This is a genomic window from Metapseudomonas resinovorans (genome assembly GCF_002003485.1).
In the GTDB taxonomy this organism is placed as follows: domain Bacteria; phylum Pseudomonadota; class Gammaproteobacteria; order Pseudomonadales; family Pseudomonadaceae; genus Metapseudomonas; species Metapseudomonas resinovorans_D.
In genome coordinates, this window is sequence record NZ_BDMA01000055.1 from 1 (window position 1) to 17,084 (window position 17,084).

At 64.5% G+C, this 17,084-nt stretch carries 13 protein-coding genes; 6 read left to right on the top strand and 7 right to left on the bottom strand.

All coding sequences use genetic code 11. From position 1 onward, the window contains the following. Nucleotides 1–90 precede the first annotated feature (90 nt). The 5 genes from MnOB_RS14515 to MnOB_RS14535 all read right to left on the bottom strand — a co-directional run bounded on the left by MnOB_RS14515 (nucleotide 91) and on the right by MnOB_RS14535 (nucleotide 6,329). Entirely contained in the window at nucleotides 91–1,176 is a 1,086-nt protein-coding gene (locus MnOB_RS14515; RefSeq protein WP_077524933.1) for an extracellular solute-binding protein, read from the bottom strand. Next, nucleotides 1,173–2,213 carry a histone deacetylase family protein gene (locus MnOB_RS14520; protein WP_077524934.1) on the bottom strand — a complete coding sequence of 347 codons (1,041 nt, stop codon included), beginning with the start codon at nucleotides 2,211–2,213 and terminating at the stop codon, nucleotides 1,173–1,175. The genes MnOB_RS14515 and MnOB_RS14520 overlap by 4 nt, the downstream gene beginning before the upstream one ends. A 279-nt stretch (nucleotides 2,214–2,492) precedes the next feature. Then, the gene (locus MnOB_RS14525) at nucleotides 2,493–3,512 is read right to left on the bottom strand and encodes an AraC family transcriptional regulator (protein ID WP_077524935.1); all 1,020 of its coding nucleotides are present in this window, start codon (nucleotides 3,510–3,512) and stop codon (nucleotides 2,493–2,495) included. Between the two features lie 5 nt (nucleotides 3,513–3,517). Next, a complete protein-coding gene (gene aceK / locus MnOB_RS14530) occupies nucleotides 3,518–5,254 on the bottom strand; it encodes a bifunctional isocitrate dehydrogenase kinase/phosphatase (protein ID WP_077524995.1) in 1,737 nt (578 codons plus the stop codon). A 160-nt stretch (nucleotides 5,255–5,414) separates the two neighbouring features. After that, nucleotides 5,415–6,329, bottom strand: coding sequence for a LysR family transcriptional regulator (locus MnOB_RS14535; RefSeq protein ID WP_077524936.1), 915 nt, complete (start codon nucleotides 6,327–6,329; stop codon nucleotides 5,415–5,417). A 107-nt stretch (nucleotides 6,330–6,436) separates the two neighbouring features. On the opposite strand from MnOB_RS14535, the gene MnOB_RS14540 reads away from it, so the two are divergent. Both MnOB_RS14540 and MnOB_RS14545 read left to right on the top strand, forming a co-directional pair. Continuing rightward, nucleotides 6,437–8,179, top strand: a complete 1,743-nt coding sequence (locus tag MnOB_RS14540; protein ID WP_077524937.1) for an amidohydrolase — start codon at nucleotides 6,437–6,439, stop codon at nucleotides 8,177–8,179. A 104-nt stretch (nucleotides 8,180–8,283) separates the two neighbouring features. Next, entirely contained in the window at nucleotides 8,284–9,015 is a 732-nt protein-coding gene (locus tag MnOB_RS14545) for a TorF family putative porin (protein WP_077524938.1), read from the top strand. A gap of 203 nt (nucleotides 9,016–9,218) precedes the next feature. Here MnOB_RS14545 and MnOB_RS14550 read toward each other — a convergent pair whose 3' ends face one another. Further along, the gene (locus MnOB_RS14550) at nucleotides 9,219–10,136 is read right to left on the bottom strand and encodes a LysR family transcriptional regulator (RefSeq protein WP_077524939.1); all 918 of its coding nucleotides are present in this window, start codon (nucleotides 10,134–10,136) and stop codon (nucleotides 9,219–9,221) included. A gap of 105 nt (nucleotides 10,137–10,241) precedes the next feature. On the opposite strand from MnOB_RS14550, the gene MnOB_RS14555 reads away from it, so the two are divergent. From MnOB_RS14555 to MnOB_RS14565, 3 genes are all read left to right on the top strand, one after another. Further along, on the top strand, nucleotides 10,242–11,987 hold the full coding sequence (locus MnOB_RS14555) for an amidohydrolase (RefSeq protein ID WP_077524940.1): 1,746 nt from the start codon (nucleotides 10,242–10,244) through the stop codon (nucleotides 11,985–11,987). A gap of 101 nt (nucleotides 11,988–12,088) precedes the next feature. Further along, the gene (locus MnOB_RS14560; RefSeq protein ID WP_077524941.1) at nucleotides 12,089–12,820 is read left to right on the top strand and encodes a TorF family putative porin; all 732 of its coding nucleotides are present in this window, start codon (nucleotides 12,089–12,091) and stop codon (nucleotides 12,818–12,820) included. Nucleotides 12,821–13,066: 246 nt separating this feature from the next. After that, nucleotides 13,067–13,975 carry a DMT family transporter gene (locus tag MnOB_RS14565; RefSeq protein WP_077524942.1) on the top strand — a complete coding sequence of 303 codons (909 nt, stop codon included), beginning with the start codon at nucleotides 13,067–13,069 and terminating at the stop codon, nucleotides 13,973–13,975. Nucleotides 13,976–14,121: 146 nt separating this feature from the next. Here MnOB_RS14565 and MnOB_RS14570 read toward each other — a convergent pair whose 3' ends face one another. Then, nucleotides 14,122–15,207, bottom strand: coding sequence for a polyamine ABC transporter substrate-binding protein (locus MnOB_RS14570; RefSeq protein ID WP_077524943.1), 1,086 nt, complete (start codon nucleotides 15,205–15,207; stop codon nucleotides 14,122–14,124). 210 nt (nucleotides 15,208–15,417) lie between these two features. On the opposite strand from MnOB_RS14570, the gene MnOB_RS14575 reads away from it, so the two are divergent. Then, complete coding sequence (locus tag MnOB_RS14575) at nucleotides 15,418–17,076, top strand: MFS transporter (protein WP_077524944.1); 1,659 nt, start codon at nucleotides 15,418–15,420, stop codon at nucleotides 17,074–17,076. Nucleotides 17,077–17,084 lie beyond the last annotated feature (8 nt).

Genomic DNA, 17,084 nt, shown 5'->3' on the forward strand with positions numbered 1-17,084 from the left:
GAAGAACCGTAGGATGGGTAGAGCCCGCGAAACCCATCGATCCGCTGATGGGTTTCGCTTCGCTCTACGCCATCCTACGAGATACCGGCGTCAGGTCCCGGTCTTGATCTTGGTCCAGGTGCGGGTACGGATGCGCTCCAGCTTCGGCGGCAGCATCTCCACCGAGAACAGCTTGGCCTGCACCTCCGCCGGCGGGTAGACGTTGGGGTTGTCGCGCAGTTCCGCCGAGATCAACGAGTCTGCCGCCTGGTTGGGGTTGGCGTAGGCGACATGGTCGGAGATCGGCGCCACCACTTCCGGGCGCAGCAAGTAGTTGAGGAAGGCGTGAGCCTGCTCGACGTTCTTCGCGTCCTTCGGAATCGCCAGCACGTCGAACCAGGCCGCGGTGCCTTCCTTGGGAATGCGGTACTCCACCTTCACCCCATTGCCGGCTTCCTTCGCACGGGCGGCCGCCTGCATCGCACCGCCCGACCAGGACAGGGCCACGCAGACTTCGCCGTTGGCGAGGTCGGTGACGAACTTCGACGAACTGAAGTAGGTGATGTTCGGCCGGAGTTGGGCCAACAGCGCCTCGGCCTTCTCGTAGTCCGCGGGGTTGCGGCTGTTGGGTGACAGGCCCAGGTAATGCAGGACTTCCGGAATCACCTCGGTGGGGGAGTCGAGGAAGGCCACGCCGCATTGCTTGAGCTTCGCCAGGTTGTCCGGGTTGAAGATCAGCTCCCAGGAATCCACCGGCGCGTTTTCACCCAGCACCGCCTTCACCTTGTCGACGTTGTAGGCGATGCCGTTGGTGCCCCACATGTAGGGCATCACGTACTGGTTGCCCGGGTCCTTGGCGGCCAGCACTTTGAGCAGCGCCGGATTGAGGTTCTTCCAGTTCGGCAACTTGCTCTTGTCCAGCGGCTGGAACACACCCGCCTTCATGTAGTTGGGCAGGAAGCCGTCGCTGGGCACCACCAGGTCGTAGCCGGAATGGCCGGAAAGCAGCTTGGCTTCCAGCACTTCGTTGCTGTCGTAGACGTCGTACTGGGGCTTGATCCCGCTGTCGGCCTGGAAATCCTTCAGGGTGTTCGGGCCGATGTAGTCGAACCAGTTGTAGATGCGCACTTCAGGCTCGGCGACAGCGCTCAGCGAAGCGCCCAGCAGAGCCCCTGCCAGAAGGATGCGGGCCTTCATTGGGCGGCCCCTTCGTAGCCTTGCAGCACGTTCACCGCGTTCACGCCAATGGCCTCCACCGCGTAGCCGCCTTCCATGATGAACAGGGTCGGCAGGCCCAGTGCGGCGATGCGTTGGCCCATGCGGATGTAGTCCGGCGAATCCAGCTTGAACTTGGAAATCGGGTCGTCCTTGTAGGTGTCCACACCCAGGGAAATCACCAGGGCATCCGGCGCGTAAGCGGCGATCTTGCGGCAGGCATCGTCGAGGGCGGCGGACCAGCCGTCCCAACCGGTGCCGTGGGGCAGCGGATAGTTGTGGTTGAAGCCGGCGCCCTCGCCTTCGCCGCGCTCATCGGCATGGCCCAGGTAGTAGGGGTATTCCACCAGCGGATCGCCATGGATCGAGGCGAAGAGCACGTCGCTGCGCTCGTAGAACAGCTCCTGGGTGCCGTTGCCGTGGTGGTAGTCGACGTCGAGGATGGCCACCCGCTTGGCGCCCTGGTCGAGGAAGGCCTGGGTGACGATGGCAGCGTTGTTGAAGAAGCAGTAGCCGCCCATGAAGTCGCTACCGGCGTGGTGTCCCGGCGGACGGCAGAGGGCGAAGGCGGTGTTGGCACCCTGGCGCATGTGGTCCTGGGCGGTCAGCGCCACCTGGGCGGAGCTGTACACGGCCTGCCAGGTGCCAGCAGTGATTGGCGCTTCGGTGTCGAAGCAGTAATGGCCGAGCTGGCCATGCAGCGCGGTCGGAATGGGGCCGTCGCGGCGCAGGCGGCGCGCCGGGAAGGTGCTGGGGAGCATGTCGCAGCTATGGCCTTCGGCGGCCCAACGATCCCAGGCACCCTTGAGGAACTCCACGTAGGCGGCGTCATGCACCCGCAGGACCGGCTCCAGGCCGAAGTCTTTCGGCTCGATCACCTCACCGATTTCCTGCTGGCGAACCCGTGCCAGCACGGTGTCCGCGCGGCTGGGCATTTCGAAGCAGGGCTGGAGCTTGCCATCGACCAGTTCCGACTGGCCGAAATGGAGACGGTGATCGTCGCTGTAGACGGTCAACATGGGGGGCACCTCATCTGGGTCTTGTTATTGATGGAGGGATTCTGTGGGCAATCGGGGGTGTTTGCGCAGTGGCAAGGACGGCCAATAGGGGATTGATATGGCCAACATGAATGGCCAGTAACCCCTTCCATGTCGCTGCACCTCGCCAGCCTCCGTAGGTTGTGGCTGAGCTACGCGAAGCCCAACCTACGGGCAACGACGCCAATCCGACACCGCCTAGGGCGGACCTGCGGTCCGCTTGGCGATTGAAATCGCCCCTACACGGCCACCCCTCCGCCATCAACCCCGGAAATGACTCGGCGGCTGCCCGCTCCAGCGCTGGAATGCGTGGCGCAGGCTGGCGGTTTCGCTGAAGCCGAGTTCTTCGGCGATGCGGTAGATAGGCATGTCGCCTTGCTGAAGCATTTCCTTGGCACGGGTGAAGCGCAGTTCGTCCAGCAGTTGCTGGTAGCTGGTCTGTTGCTGGGCGAGGTGGCGGCGCAGGCTGCGGGACGAGCAGTTCATCTGCCGGGCCAGCTCTTCCAGTCCTGGCGGGTCCTGCAGGCGTGCGGCGAGGAAGCCGCGCACCCGCTCCAGCCAGGCACGACGGGCAGCGAACTCGACGTTCTGACGGCGGCACTGTTCGAGCATTTCCTTGTGCGTCACCGGGTCGGCGAGCGGCAGGCGCCGGGCCAGCCAGGCGGCATCGAAACCCATCGCACTGCGGCTGGCGCCAAAGCTCACCGGGCATCCGAAGCCACGCGCATAGGGGCGCAGCATGCCGCTGCCGGCGGGGTAGTCCAGCTGCACCGCACGCAATGGAAGTGGCTGCCCCAGCAGGTCAGCAAAGGTGACCTTGAGCGAGCCCAGGCAGACTTCGGTGTTGAATGCCCGCAGGGATTCGTCCTCGCTGTAACCGCAGGCGCTGAGCCAGGCGGTATCGCCGTCCTGCTCCAGGGCCAGGCGGAAGTAAGTCCCCAGCAGCACCGGGTAACTGAGGCCGACGCGCAATGCTTCGCCGAAGGTCGGCGCGGAAAGCATCGCGTAGCCGAGCAGGCCATAGGCGGAGATACGCGTGCGAAGGCCGAGGGTCAGGCCCAGGGCGGGACGCGGCAGCAGGCGCACGGCGTTGGCGTAGACCTGTTGCTCCTGCTCGGGGTTGATCAGGCGCTGCAACTCGAGCAGATCCTGCTCGCTGATGCCACTGCCGGCCAGTACATCCGCGGTTCCGATGCCCTCCTCCTGTAACAGTGCGGCGGTGAGTGCCGACATGTGCAGGGAGTTGAGCCAGGTCGCGCGGGAGAAGGTGTGCTCGACCATGATCCCTACTGTATGGCCTCGGTGAGTTCCCGTTCCTGCCGCCGGTAGGGGAAGACGTCGATCACCTTGCCGGAGCGGATGGCCACCTGCAGTGTCTTCCAGTACGCGGCGTCATAGAGGTCGCCATGGAGCTTGGCGAACAAGCGGCGCTGGCCGATATCGGCGAAGAGGAAGCGCGGGAACTCCTCGGGGAACACGTCGTTCGGTGCCACGGAATACCAGGGCTCGGCGGACATCTCGTCCTCCGGGTAACGCGGCGGCGGGATGATGCGGAAGTTCACCTCGGTGAGGTAGCAGATTTCGTCGTAGTCGTAGAACACCACGCGACCGTGACGGGTGACACCGAAGTTCTTCAGCAGCATGTCACCGGGGAAAATGTTTGCCGCCGCCAGTTGCTTGATGGCCAGGCCGTAGTCATACAGCGCCTCGTGCACCTGGGCCTCGCTGGCGCTTTCCAGGTAGATGTTCAGCGGGGTCATGCGGCGCTCGGTCCAGCAGTGGCGGATCAGCACCACGTCGCCTTCCAGCGCCACGGTGGACGGCGCCACTTCCAGCAGCTCCGCCAGGCACTCCGGCTCGAACTTGGATTTGGGGAAGCGGAAGTCGGCGAACTCCTGGGTATCGGCCATGCGCCCAACCCGGTCGACGTTCTTCACCAGGCGGTACTTCTCGATCACGGTATTTCGGTCCACCGTCTTCGCGTGGGCGAAGCGGTCCTTGATGATCTTGAACACGGTGTTGAAGCCCGGCAGCGTGAACACGCTCATCACCATGCCGCGCACGCCTGGCGCCATGATGAAGCGGTCGTCGGTGTTGGCCAGGTGGTTGATCAGCGCCCGATAGAACTCCGACTTGCCGTGCTTGTAGAAGCCAATGGAGGTGTACAGCTCGGCGATGTGCTTGCCCGGCAGGATGCGCTTGAGGAAGCCGACGAACTCAGCCGGCACGGCGACATCCACCATGAAGTAGGAACGGGTGAAGGAGAAGATGATCGACACTTCCGCTTCGTCGGTGATCATGGCGTCGGCCTGGATGCCGCGCCCCTCGCGGTGCAGCAACGGCATCACCAGCGGCCACTGTTCGTCGCGGGTGTAGATGCGGCCTACCAGGTAGGCGCCCTTGTTGCGGAACAGCGGGGACGCGAAGAGTTCGATGCACAGCTCCGGGTCCTTGCACACCCAGTCCGGCAAGTTCTCGCGCAGCTGGGCTTCGAGGCGTTCGATGTCACCGGCGCGATCGTCGTAATGCACGTCGAAGCGGAAGTCGTCGAGTATTGCCGAAAGCGCCGCATGCAGCCGACCCGCGGGGCGATAGCTGCGGGTCTGCGGCGCGCGCTCGTGGACGCGCAACGACGGCCGGGTGGTGTGGATGAACATGCAGCCGTCGCTGATCAGGTCATGACTGAAGAGGCTGCAGAAGATCGAGTTGTACCAGGTCTCGGACAGCTCATCGTCGAAGCGCACATCGATCAGACCGATGTAGGCGCTCTTCACCAGGGGCCAGAGCTGCACATCCAGCAGCTCGTCCATTGCATAGGCCGCACGCAGCCGCGCGCTGGTTTCACCGACCTTCACTTCGTAGAGGGCGATCCGCTCGGCCGCCGCAAGCTGCGTGGCCTGCCACTGGGCTTCCTCGAAGCGGGCACGGGCGCCATCGGTGATCTGGCGGAAATGCTCACGGTAATCATCGAAGCCATCGAGGATCAGTCGGGCGATGCCTTCTGCCGGCCATTGCTGCGCCATGGAATTGTTCTCGGCTGCGGTCACGGGAAAGGCGAGCTTATCCAGAAAAAATTGCTCGTTGTAGGGGCGAATTCATTCGCCATGGGCGGCGTAGCTACCCCTTTACCGCTCAGGGGCAGACCTGCGGTCTGCTTGGCGATTGAAATCGCCCCTACAGAAATCAGGCAATCCCCTTCTCCCGCAGGCAGCTTTCCAGCATTTCGATGAATACCCGCACCTTGCGGGTGCGGCGGCGATGGGCCAGGTAGAGGACATGAACCCACGGGCCAAAGGCGTCGGGCTCCAGCTCGTAGTCGGACATCACCCGAACCAGTTCGCCGCTGGCCAGGTAGGGCGCCGCACTCCATTGCGGCATCACCTGCAAGCCGTGGCCGGCCAGGAGGCAGGCGAGCAGAAAGTCGTAGTTGTCGCTGGCCATTCTAGGCACGGGCTGCGGCAAGCGCATGCGCTCGCCGTCTCGCAGCAGCCACCAGAAGTGCCGGTTGAGCAACGGATGCTGGAAGATCAGCCAGTCGTGCTGCAAGTAGTTTTCCAGGGTCACCGTCCCGCCTTTGCGTTCCAGGTAGTCGGGGCTGGCGCACAGGTAGATACGGTTTTCCGTCAGCGGCCGGGCGATCAGCCCGGGCAGGTCAGTCGGCCCGTCGCGCAGGGCCAGGTCGTAGCCGCCATCGATCAGGTCGACGAAGGCGTCGTTGAGGTCCACCTCCAGGCGCACCTGCGGGTGTTCGCTCATGAAGCGGCAGCACACCTCGCTCAGGAAGGCCGGTCCGAAGGAAGGCGGTGCGGTGAGGCGCAGGCTGCCGCGCAACTCGTCCTGCAACTGATCCACTTCTTCGCCCGCCAGTTGCAGTTGCATCAGGGCCTGCCGGGCACCTTCCAGGTAGATGTGGCCGGCCTCGGTCAGCGCCATGCGACGGGTGGTGCGTTCGAACAGGCGCACACCCAGCTCGGCCTCCAGATGCCCGACCGCCTTGGTCAGCGCCGAGGGTGTCTTGCCGATCTGCTCGGCGGCACGACTGAAGCTGCCGTACTCGGCGGTGGCGACGAACATGTTGAGCGCGCTGAGCTTGTCCATTGATCTGTTCCGGATCGGCACAAAAGTTGTGCGAGAACATAGCATTCTGCCGCTTCGCCGGCTTGGTTAGGCTCACCGGCAGACCAACAAGAACCGGAAATCGCCCGATGAAAACCTTCGCCCCTACCCTCCTGGCCGTCGCGCTGGCTTGTTCCTCGATGGAAAGCTTCGCGGCGGTCGATCTCATCCTGCACAACGCCAAGGTCTACACCGCCGAACCCGGCCAGGCCCTGCAACAGGCCGTGGCCGTGGAAGACGGCAAGGTGCGCGCCGTGGGCAGTGATGCCGAAGTCCTGCGTCTCAAGGAATCCGGCACCCAGGTAATCGATATTGGCGGCAAGGTACTGATGCCGGGCTTTATCGACTCCCACTCCCACGCCATCTTCGGCGGCCTCGAACTGGACTCGGCCTCCATGGGCGGCCAACTGATCCCCGTGGAGGAACTGGAGCAGCGCCTGCGTCAGTGGCGCGACAACGGCAAGGCGCGGCATGGTGAAGCGCTCAGCGTCAGCGGCATGCCTTCAGCTGCCTGGGGCCAGGTAGCCGAGATGGAACAACGCTTCAACCAGGGCGAATGGGCCGACGTGCCCATTTTCTTCCTCGGCTGGGATCACCACACCGGTTGGGCCAACCAGGCCATGCTCAAGCGCGCCGGTATCGATGCGGCCAGGGTGAAGGGCCTGAAGGGCGAAGCACAGGCCACCATTGGTCACCATCCCGACGGCCGGCCCAATGGTTTCCTCGCCGATGCCGGGCTCGATCCGGTGATGGCGCAGCTCCCGCCAGCCTCGGCCGAGCAACTGTTGAAGGCCGCTCGCTCGGCACTGCGTTACAACCTCAGCCTGGGCATCACCGCGTGGATGGACCCGGCCGCCAATGCCGCACCGGGCGAGCCCCTGTTCGACTTCAAACCCACCGCCCAGACCCTGGGCGTGTTGCCGGCGTACAAGGCACTGGCCGAGAAAGGTGAGCTGACCGCCCACGTCGCCGCCCTGCTGGTGGCCAATCCGAAGAGCAAGCCGGCTGACCTGGACACCCTCGACCTGGTGCGTCAGCAATTCCAGGGCCTGCCCAACCTCACCCTGCCCGGCATCAAGGTCTTTGCCGATGGGGTAGCCGAAGTGCCGGCTCAGACCGCAGCGATGCTCGATCCTTACAAGAACTCGAACAAGCGCGGTGAGCTGTTGATCGACCCGGCGCGCTTCGGCGAGCTGGTCAGCGCGGCCGACGCCCGTGGCTGGCTGGTGCATGTGCATGCCATCGGCGACCGCGCGGTGCGCGAATCCCTGAACGGCATCGAGCAGGCGCGCAAGGATCGGCAAAGCGGCATCGCCCATTCGGTCACCCATCTGCAGATGGTCAACCCGAAGGAATTCGCCCGCTTCAAGCCGCTCGGTGTGATCGCGTCCATGCAGCTCTACTGGGCCAGCGCCGATGAAGTCAGCATCGACCTGGTGCAGCCCTACATCAGTGCCATGGCCTTCCAGTACCAGTACCCGGCCCGCTCGCTGTTGAAGAATGGAGCGACCATCTCCGGCGCCAGCGACTGGCCGGTGACCACGCCCGAACCCTGGAAGGCGATCTACCAGGCCGTCAGCCGCAAGGGTCCGAAAGGCGTGCTGAACGCCGCCGAGGAAATCGACCGGGAAACCATGTTCCAGGCCTACACCCTCAATTCCGCCCGCACCATTGGCCTCGACAAGCAGATCGGTTCGCTCGCACCCGGCAAGCAGGCCGACCTGATCCTCCTCGACCGCGACGTGTTCCAGGTCGAGCCCGAAGCCCTGCGCGACACCCAGGTGCTGAAAACCTGGTTCGCCGGCCGCGAAGTCTTCAACGCCGCGCTCTAAACACAAGAAAGACCCTGCTTCGCACTCATCCCCCACCACTTGGCGGGGGCTGGCGAAGCCTTGCCTGCATCTGCCCGAACAATCACAACAACGGGAAACCCTCGATGAAACGCTTCACCCTCCTTGCGCTCACCCTGGCTCCACTCGCCTGCCAGGCCATTGAACTGAACGACGATTTTTCCTTGCAGGTCGACCTGGCGCTGGTCAGCGACTACCGCACACGTGGCATTTCCCAGACCCAGAACGACCCGGCGGCCCAGGCCAGCGCCACCCTGCTCCATCGCAGCGGCCTGTACGCCGGGGTATGGACCTCGAACGTGGACTTCGGCTTCGGTCTCAAGACCCGCCAGGAAGTGGATTACTACGCGGGCTGGTACTGGCAGGCCACGGATGAGGTGAACCTGGACCTCGGCTACATCAAGTACAGCTATCCGAAGGAAGACCAGTTCAACCAGAGCGAGGTGTACGCGATCCTCGGCGCTTACGGCTTCAAGATCGCCGCCCAGTACTCCAACGACGCGAAGAACCTGATCGGCGAGAAGCAGGACACGCTCTACAGCTACATCAGCTACGAGAACACCCTGCCCCTGGATGTAGGCCTGAAACTGCGTTACGGGCGCAACGACTTCAAGGACCCGCTGTTCTGGTCCGCCCGCGGCGAAAGCTCCGACGCCTATCACGAGTGGGAAGCCAAGCTGACCCGCGACTTCGTTGGCGTCACCTGGGGTATCGCTTACATCGACACCGACCTGTCCGAGTCCGAATGCACCAGCTACTACGGTTTCACCGATGTGTGCAGTTCGACCTGGGTGGCGAGTGTGAGTAAGCGTTTCTAGTCAGGGCGAGGTATCCCCGGTGCGTAGGGTGGAAATCGCTCTTCATTTCCACCATCGGTGTGGCACCTGACTCCGACGGTGGATTGTGTAGGGGCGAATTCATTCGCCAAGGAGCACGCAGTGCTCCCTCAGGAGTCAAAGGGCAGGCCTACGGCCTGCTTGGCGATTGAAATCGCCCCTACAGGCATTCCACGTTTAGCGGCTCACGCCAACCCACGCTGCTCCAGGTAGCGCGCCAGGTAGTCGATGAACGCCAGCACCTTGCCGGTTGCACGGCGGTGGCTGGGGTAGACGGCGAGGATCTGCGAACCGAAGGCGTCGGGGTCGATCTCGTAGTCGGCCATCAGGCGCACCAGCCGGCCATCGGCGAGATAAGGGTCGGCGCTCCACAGCGGCACGTGGTAGAGGCCGACACCGGCCAGGGCACTGGCCATCAGCAGGTCGTGGTTGTCACTGTCCATGCGCGGCGCCGGCGGCCTGGGCAGGCTCAGGCGCTGGCCGTCGCGCTCCACCCACCACCAGGTGCGATCCAGGGCCGCGTGGTAGTAGAGCAGCCAGTCGTGCTGATCGAGGGTCTCTGGTGTCACCGGCAGGGGGTTGCGGGCGAGGTAGGCCGGGCTGGCGCACAGTGCCAGGCGATTGCTCCCCACTGCCCTGGCGATCATCCCCGGTTGGTCGCTGCGGCCCTCCCGCAGAGCCAGGTCGTAGCCGGATTCCACCAGGTCAACGAAGTCGTCGGACAGGTCCACCCGCAGGCGAATCTGGGGGTACTCGGCGAGAAAGCCGACGCAGACTTCATCGAGAAAGGCCCTCCCGAAGGCCAGCGGCGCCGTGAGCCGCAGGCTGCCATGCAGCCCGTGCTGCAACTGGCCCACCTCCTCCCCCACGTCCTGCAGGCGCTGCAGGACCTGGCGCGCGGTTTCCAGATAAATCCGCCCAGCTTCGGTCAGCACCGTGCGCCGGGTGCTGCGCTCGAACAGCCGAACGCCGAGTTCTTCTTCCAGATGACTGACGGCCTTGGTCAGGGCCGAAGGAGTCTTGCCGAGCTGCTCGGCGGCACGGCTGAAACTGCCGAAATCCGCCGTGGCGACGAACATGGTGATGGCACCGAACTTGTCCATGGTTTTTCCATTCAGGAAAAAAGCTTTTGCACGTTTCGGGCGTTCTGCCGCCCCGGTCGAGTCGCTAGTCTCGCTGCCAGATCAATAAAAACAAGAGGTTCACCCATGAAAGACTTCAAGCCCACCGTGCTGGCACTGGCGCTGGCTTTTTCCTCGATGGAGTCCATGGCAGCCGCCGACCTGGTGTTGCTCAATGGCAAGCTCTACACCGCCGATCCCTCCCGGCCTTCCGCGCAGGCCATGGCGGTGGCGGACGGCAAGGTGCTGAAGGTGGGCAGCGATGCCGAGATCAAGGCCCTGGCCGACGCGTCCACCCAGGTCATCGACCTGGCCGGCAAGCGCCTGCTGCCGGGTCTGATCGATACCCACTCTCACGCCATCTTCGGTGGCCTTGAAATGACCTCGGCCAACCTCGACAGCGAAGAGAACGTGGCCCTGGCGGATCTGGAAAAACGCCTGCGCGGCTGGCGCGACGACGGCACCGCCCGCCATGGCGGCGTACTGAGCGTGGCCGGCGTGAGCTCCACCTACTGGAGCAAGGCCAAGGAACTGGGGCGCATCTTCAACAACGGCGAGTGGGCGAAAGTGCCGGTGGTGTTCATCGGCAGCGACCACCACACCGGCTGGGCCAACCAGGCCATGCTAGACCGCGCTGGCGTCAATGCCGCGCTGGTTGCCTCCCTGCCGGAAGCCGAACGAGGCACTGTGGGCATTGGCAAGGACGGCAAACCCAACGGATTCGTGGTAGATGCCGGCTGGGACCGCATCGCCTCCGCCATGCCTTCGGTCAGCGCCGAGGAGCTGCTGCGCGCAGGCGAGGCCGCGGTGAAATACAACAACAGCCAGGGCATCACCGCCTGGATGGACCCGGCCGCCAACGCCGCGCCGGGCGAAGCGATCTTCGCGCTGAAGCCGACCGAGAAGTCCGTCGGCGTCCTGCCGGCCTACAAGGCCCTGGCCGACAAGGGCGATCTGAGCGCCCACGTCGCCGCCCTGCTGGTGGCCAACCCGAAGAGTCGTCCCGCCGACCTGGATACCCTCGACAAGGTGCGCCAGCGCTTCCAGGGCATTCCCAACCTGACCCTGCCCGGCATCAAGGTGTTCGCTGACGGCGTGCTGGAATACCCAGCGCAGAGCGCGGCGCTGATCGACCCGTACAACAACTCGCAGACGAAAGGCGAGCTGCTGATCGACCCGGCCCACTTCGGCGAACTGGTCAGCGCGGCCGACGCCCGTGGCTGGCTGGTACATATCCACGCCATCGGCGACCGTGCGGTGCGTGAATCCCTCAACGGTATCGAGCAGGCGCGCAAGGATCGCCAGAGCGGCATCGCCCACTCCATCACCCATCTGCAACTGGTGAATCCGAAGGAGTTCGCCCGCTTCAAGCCGCTAGATGTGATCGCCTCCATGCAGCTGCTCTGGGCCTCGGGCGACGAGTACACCCTGGACATGGTCAAGCCCTACGTCAGCGCCTTCGCCTTCCGCTACCAGTACCCGGCCCACTCGCTACTGCAACAGGGCGCGACCATTGCCGGTGCCAGCGACTGGCCGGTTTCCTCGCCCAATCCCTGGCAGGCCATCTATCAGGCGGTGACCCGCGAAGGACCCAAGGGCGTGCTCAACGCCGACGAACGCATCGACCGCGAAACGATGCTCCAGGCCTACACCCTCAACGCCGCCCGCACCATCGGTCTGGAACAGCAGATCGGCTCCCTCGCTCCCGGCAAGCAGGCCGACTTCATCATCCTCGACCGCGACGTGCTCAGCGTCGCCGACAAGGACCTCGCCGAAACCCGCGTCCTCAAGACCTACTTCGGCGGCCGCGAAGTCTTCAACGCCGCTCTCTGACAACAAGCACCACCCGCTCCCGCTCTGCTCCCGCCCCACGGCGGGGGCCGGGCGGAGCCTTGCCCGCATCTGCCAGAACAATCACAACAACGGGTATCCCCATGCGCCGCATCACGCTCCTCGCCCTCACCCTGGCTCCGCTCGCCTGCCAGGCCCTGCAACTCAACGATGACTTTTCCGTGCAAGTCGACCTGGCCGTCCTCAGCGACTATCGCACCCGTGGCATTTCCCAGACCCAGAACGACCCGGCCGCCCAGGCTGGCGCCACACTGCTGCACAGCAGCGGCCTCTACGCCGGCGCCTGGACCTCCAACGTGGACTACGGCTTCGGCCTGAAGACCCGCCAGGAAGTGGACTACTACGCAGGCTGGTACTGGCAGGCCACGGATGAGGTGAACCTGGACCTCGGCTACATCAAGTACAGCTACCCGAAGGAAAGCCAGTTCAACCAGAGCGAGGTCTACGCCATCCTCGGCGCCTATGGCTTCAAGCTCGGCGCTTACTACTCCAACGACGCCTCGACGGTATTCGGCGAAGACCAGGACGCGCTCTACAGCTATGTCGGTTACGAGACCCGCCTGCCCCTGGAGGTCGGCCTCGAACTGCGCTACGGACGAATGGACTTCAAGGACCCGATGTTCTGGTCCACCAATGGCGACAGCACCGACAGTTTTCACGAGTGGAAGGCGAAGCTGACCCGGGACTTCCTCGGCGTCACCTGGGGCCTCTCCTATGTCGACACAGACCTCTCTGAGGCCCAATGCGCCAGCAACTACGGGTTCACCGACGTCTGCACGGCGAACTGGGTGGCAAGTGCGAGCAAGAGCTTCTGATTCGGCACGCGAACGGGAACGTCTTTTCCCTGTAGGGGCGATTTCAATCGCCAAGCGGCCCGCAGGTTCGCCCTATTCCAACGGGTGGGGCAGCTGCGCCGCCCTTGGCGAATGAATTCGCCCCTACAAAGGCTCGCCCCACGGCCGTCACATCACCAAACTGTTCCGCCAATTTGAAAGCAAGTTGTAGATTGCGCCGCCAACCGGGGCGGCGCATCGTGCCGGCTCCACTGCCCGGAGCCTGTCATGAAACCCGCCGATCTCGTCCGCCTGCTGAGCCTCGCCGCCATCTGGGGCGCCAGCTTCCTGTTCATCCGCATGCTTGTGCCGGAAATCGGCGCGCTGCCGACCGCCTTCCTGCGGGTGCTGCTATCGGCCATCGGCCTGGCCGTGCTCCTTGCGGTGCTGCGCAGCGACTGGGACTTTCGCGGCAAGCTGGGCAAGACCCTGGTGATCGGCATCGTCAGTTCCGGGGTTCCGGCAGCCATGTATGCCCTCGCGGCCAAGGTGCTACCGGCCGGCTACTCGGCCATCTTCAATGCGACGACGCCGCTGATGGGCGTACTGATCGGGGCGTTGTTCTTCAGCGAAAAACTCACCGGCAGCAAGGCACTCGGCGTACTGATGGGCCTGGCTGGCGTGGCGGTACTGACCCGCACCGGCCCCGTGGCCTTCGATGCCCAATTGCTCTGGGGTGCGGCCGCCTGCCTGGTGGCGACCACCTGCTATGGCTTCGCCGGCTTCATGACCAAGCGCTGGATCACCGAGGCCGGCGGCATGGACAGCGGGATGGTGGCCCTCGGTTGCCAGATCGGCGCAACCCTCTGCCTGGTGCCGGTGTTCGCCTGGGATGCGCCGAACATGCCGCTGGCACCGCTCATGCAACCGGGCACCTGGCTGGCACTGGCCGCCCTGGGATTCATCTGCACCTCGTTCGCCTACATCCTCTACTTCCGCCTGATCGCCAATGTCGGCCCGGTGAAGACCATGACCGTGACCTTCCTGATTCCGCCGTTCGGCGTGTTCTGGGGCGTGCTGCTGCTCGATGAATCGGTGTCGATGGCGCACCTGCAAGGCGGCGTGCTGATCGCCCTGGCGCTGTGGCTGGTGCTCAAGCCGGCGGCGGTGCCGGCTGCGGTTAAATCGGCGGGTTAATTGCGGGGCGGTTTTCTGTAGGGGCGAATTCATTCGCCAAGCAGGCCGAAGGTCTGCCCCTCAGCCTGATGGGGCTGCTACGCAGCCCTTGGCGAATGAATTCGCCCCTACAAGGTGAATCCTCCAACAGATTCACCGGAGAGGGATCAACGCCCCGTCTTGATCGCACTCCACACACGGGTCCGCACGCGATCGATCTTCGGTGGCATGGACTCCAGGGCGAAGAGGTTCTTCATCACGTCGGCCGGCGGGTAGATGGCCGGGTCGGACTTGATTTCGGCTTCCACTAGCGAATCAGCCGCGGCGTTGCCGTTGGCGTAATGCACCGAGTTGCTGATGCCGGCCATCACGTCCGGGCGCAACAGGTAGTTGAGGAACGCATAGCCAGCCGCCTCGTCAGGCGCATCGGCGGGCATGGCGACCATGTCGAACCACATGGGCGAGCCTTCCTTCGGCGTCGAGTACTGGATGTTCACACCGTTGTTGGCTTCCTTGGCACGGGTGGCGGCCTGGAGGATGTCACCGGAGAAGCCGACCGCCACGCAGATATCGCCGTTGGCCAGGTCGCTGACGTACTTCGAGGAATGGAAGTAGGTGATGTACGGACGCACCTTCATCAGCTCGGCTTGCGCCGTCTTGTAATCCTCGGGTTTCTGGCTGTGGTGCGGCAGGCCCAGGTAGTTGAGGGTGATGGGCAGCAGTTCCGGGCCATTGTCGAGCACGGCGACGCCGCACTTGGCGAGCTTCTCCATATTCTCCGGCTTGAAGAAGAGGTCCCAGGAACCCACCGGGGCGTTTTCGCCCAGCACGGCCTTCACCTTGTCGACGTTGTAGCCGATGCCGGTGCTGCCCCAGAGGTAGGGGAAGCCGTACTGGTTGCCCGGGTCGTTCACTTCCAGCGCCTTGAGCAACACCGGGTTGAGGTTCTTCCAGTTGGGCAGCTGGCTCTTGTCCAACTTCTTCAGCGCGCCGGCCCGGATCTGCTTGGCCATGAAGTGGTTGGACGGCACCACCACGTCGTAGCCGGATTGGCCGGTCATCAGTTTGCCGTCGAGGGTCTCGTTGCTGTCATAGACGTCGTAGCTGGCCTGGATACCGCTTTCCTTGCTGAAGTTGGCGACGGTGTCCGGGGCGATGTACTCGCTCCAGTTGTAGATCTTCACCGTATCGGCCGCCTGGGCGGCGGCGGACATGGCCAGCGTCAGAAGGAGGGGCGCGAAGGAACGTGTCATTGTCGTTGTGTCCTGGCTGCTTGTGGATCGAGACCCCGTCGTGCGGGGCTTCCAGCTTCTCCATCAGCGCCGCCAGTGACAATGCGCGGCAAGTCCCAGCGTGCCCGCGAGGAAGCCTGATCCAGCGCAAAACCGGGCCATGGGCGGCGTCTACACTTCTGCCTTGACCGGCCCGCCTGCCCGGGGCCGCGAACTGCAAGGATGGCCGCTATGCTCCAGTCCGTCTCACCGAAGAACGATCTCCCCCTCGACACCGAACCTGAAGCCCCTTCACGCAAGGGCCTGTTCAGCCCCTTCACAATCGCCGCATTCCGCATCATCTGGATCGCCAACCTGTTCGCCAACCTGGGCACCTGGGCGCAATCGGTGGCCGCCGCCTGGGTCGTCACCGAGGCCCAGGCCAGCCCCTTGCAGGTGGCGATGATCCAGGTCGCCTCGGCCTTGCCCCTGGTGCTGATGTCGATCCTCTCGGGCGTGCTGGCGGACAACCATGACCGGCGCAAGATCATGCTCGCCGGACTCTGCTTCGAGATGAGCGGCGCCATCTTCCTCAGCGCCATCGCCTTCCTCGGCTATCTGGACCCGATCCTGCTGATTGTCTCCATCCTCTGGATCAGCATCGGCGGCGCCATCACCATCCCCGCCTGGCAGGCGGCCGTGAGCGAGCAGGTGCCGGGCGAGATGCTGGGCAACGCGGTGCTGCTCAACAGCGTCAACTACAACGTCGCCCGCGCCGCGGGTCCGGCCCTGGGCGGGCTGATGCTCAGCGCCGTGGGTCCGGCCTGGGTGTTCCTGTTCAACTGCCTGTGCTACCTGGCGCTGATCGGTGCGATCTGGCAATGGCGCCGCGAAATCCCCGCCCGCGCCCTGCCGCCCGAAGGCCTGATGCAGGGGGTGGTGGCGGCCTTGCGTTTCACCCAGTACTCCAGCGTCACCCGCCTGGTGATGTTGCGCTCGTTCTCGTTCGGCATTTCCGCCAGCGCCGTCTGGGCACTGTTGCCACTGCTGGCGCACCGCAATCCGGATGGCGACGCCGCGGTATACGGCTACATGCTCGGCGCGCTGGGACTCGGCGCCATCAGCGGCAGCCTGCTGGTCAATCGGGGACGCCTGCTGATCGGCACCAGCAAGCTGATCAGCCTCGCCGGCCTGGTATTCGGCGTGGTGATGCTGGCGCTGGGCTCACTGGACAGCCTCTGGGTGATCTTCCCCGCCCTGCTGGTGGGCGGTATCTGCTGGATCGCGGCGGTGGCCAGCTACAACTCGGCGGTGCAGATCCTGGTGCCGGATTGGGTCAAGGCCCGTGCCCTGGCGCTGTACCAGACCGCAATCTACGGCGGCCTGGCGCTCGGCTCGTACCTCTGGGGCCACCTGGCGGAGAGTATGGGCGTTAAGGGTGCGCTGTTCAGCGCCGGCTGCCTGATGATCGCCTGCGCCTTCCTGCTCTACCCGCGTCGCCTGCCGGAGCTGGACGCCTCGAGCATCGCCCATGCCGACAGTCCGCAGCCCGGCCAGCCGAGCTTCGCCTTCGACCCGGACCGGGGCTCCGTGCTGGTGACCATCGAATACCGCATTCCCCAGGAGCGCACCCGCGACTTCGTCCGCGCCAGTCGCCCGCTTCGCCGCCTGCGCCTGCGCAACGGGGCCGAACGCTGGGCGCTCTATCGCGATGCCAGCGAGCCGGAGCTGTGGCAGGAAACCATGGTGGTGGAGAACTGGCTGCAGCACCTGCGGATGCTGGATCGCCTGACCATCGCCGACAAGGCGATCATCGACAACCTGACCATGCTGCACGAAGGCGATGGCCCACCCCGCGTGCGTCACGGGGTGAGCTATGAGTCAGGGAGCTACGAACCCATTCAGCCGTAGGTTGTGGC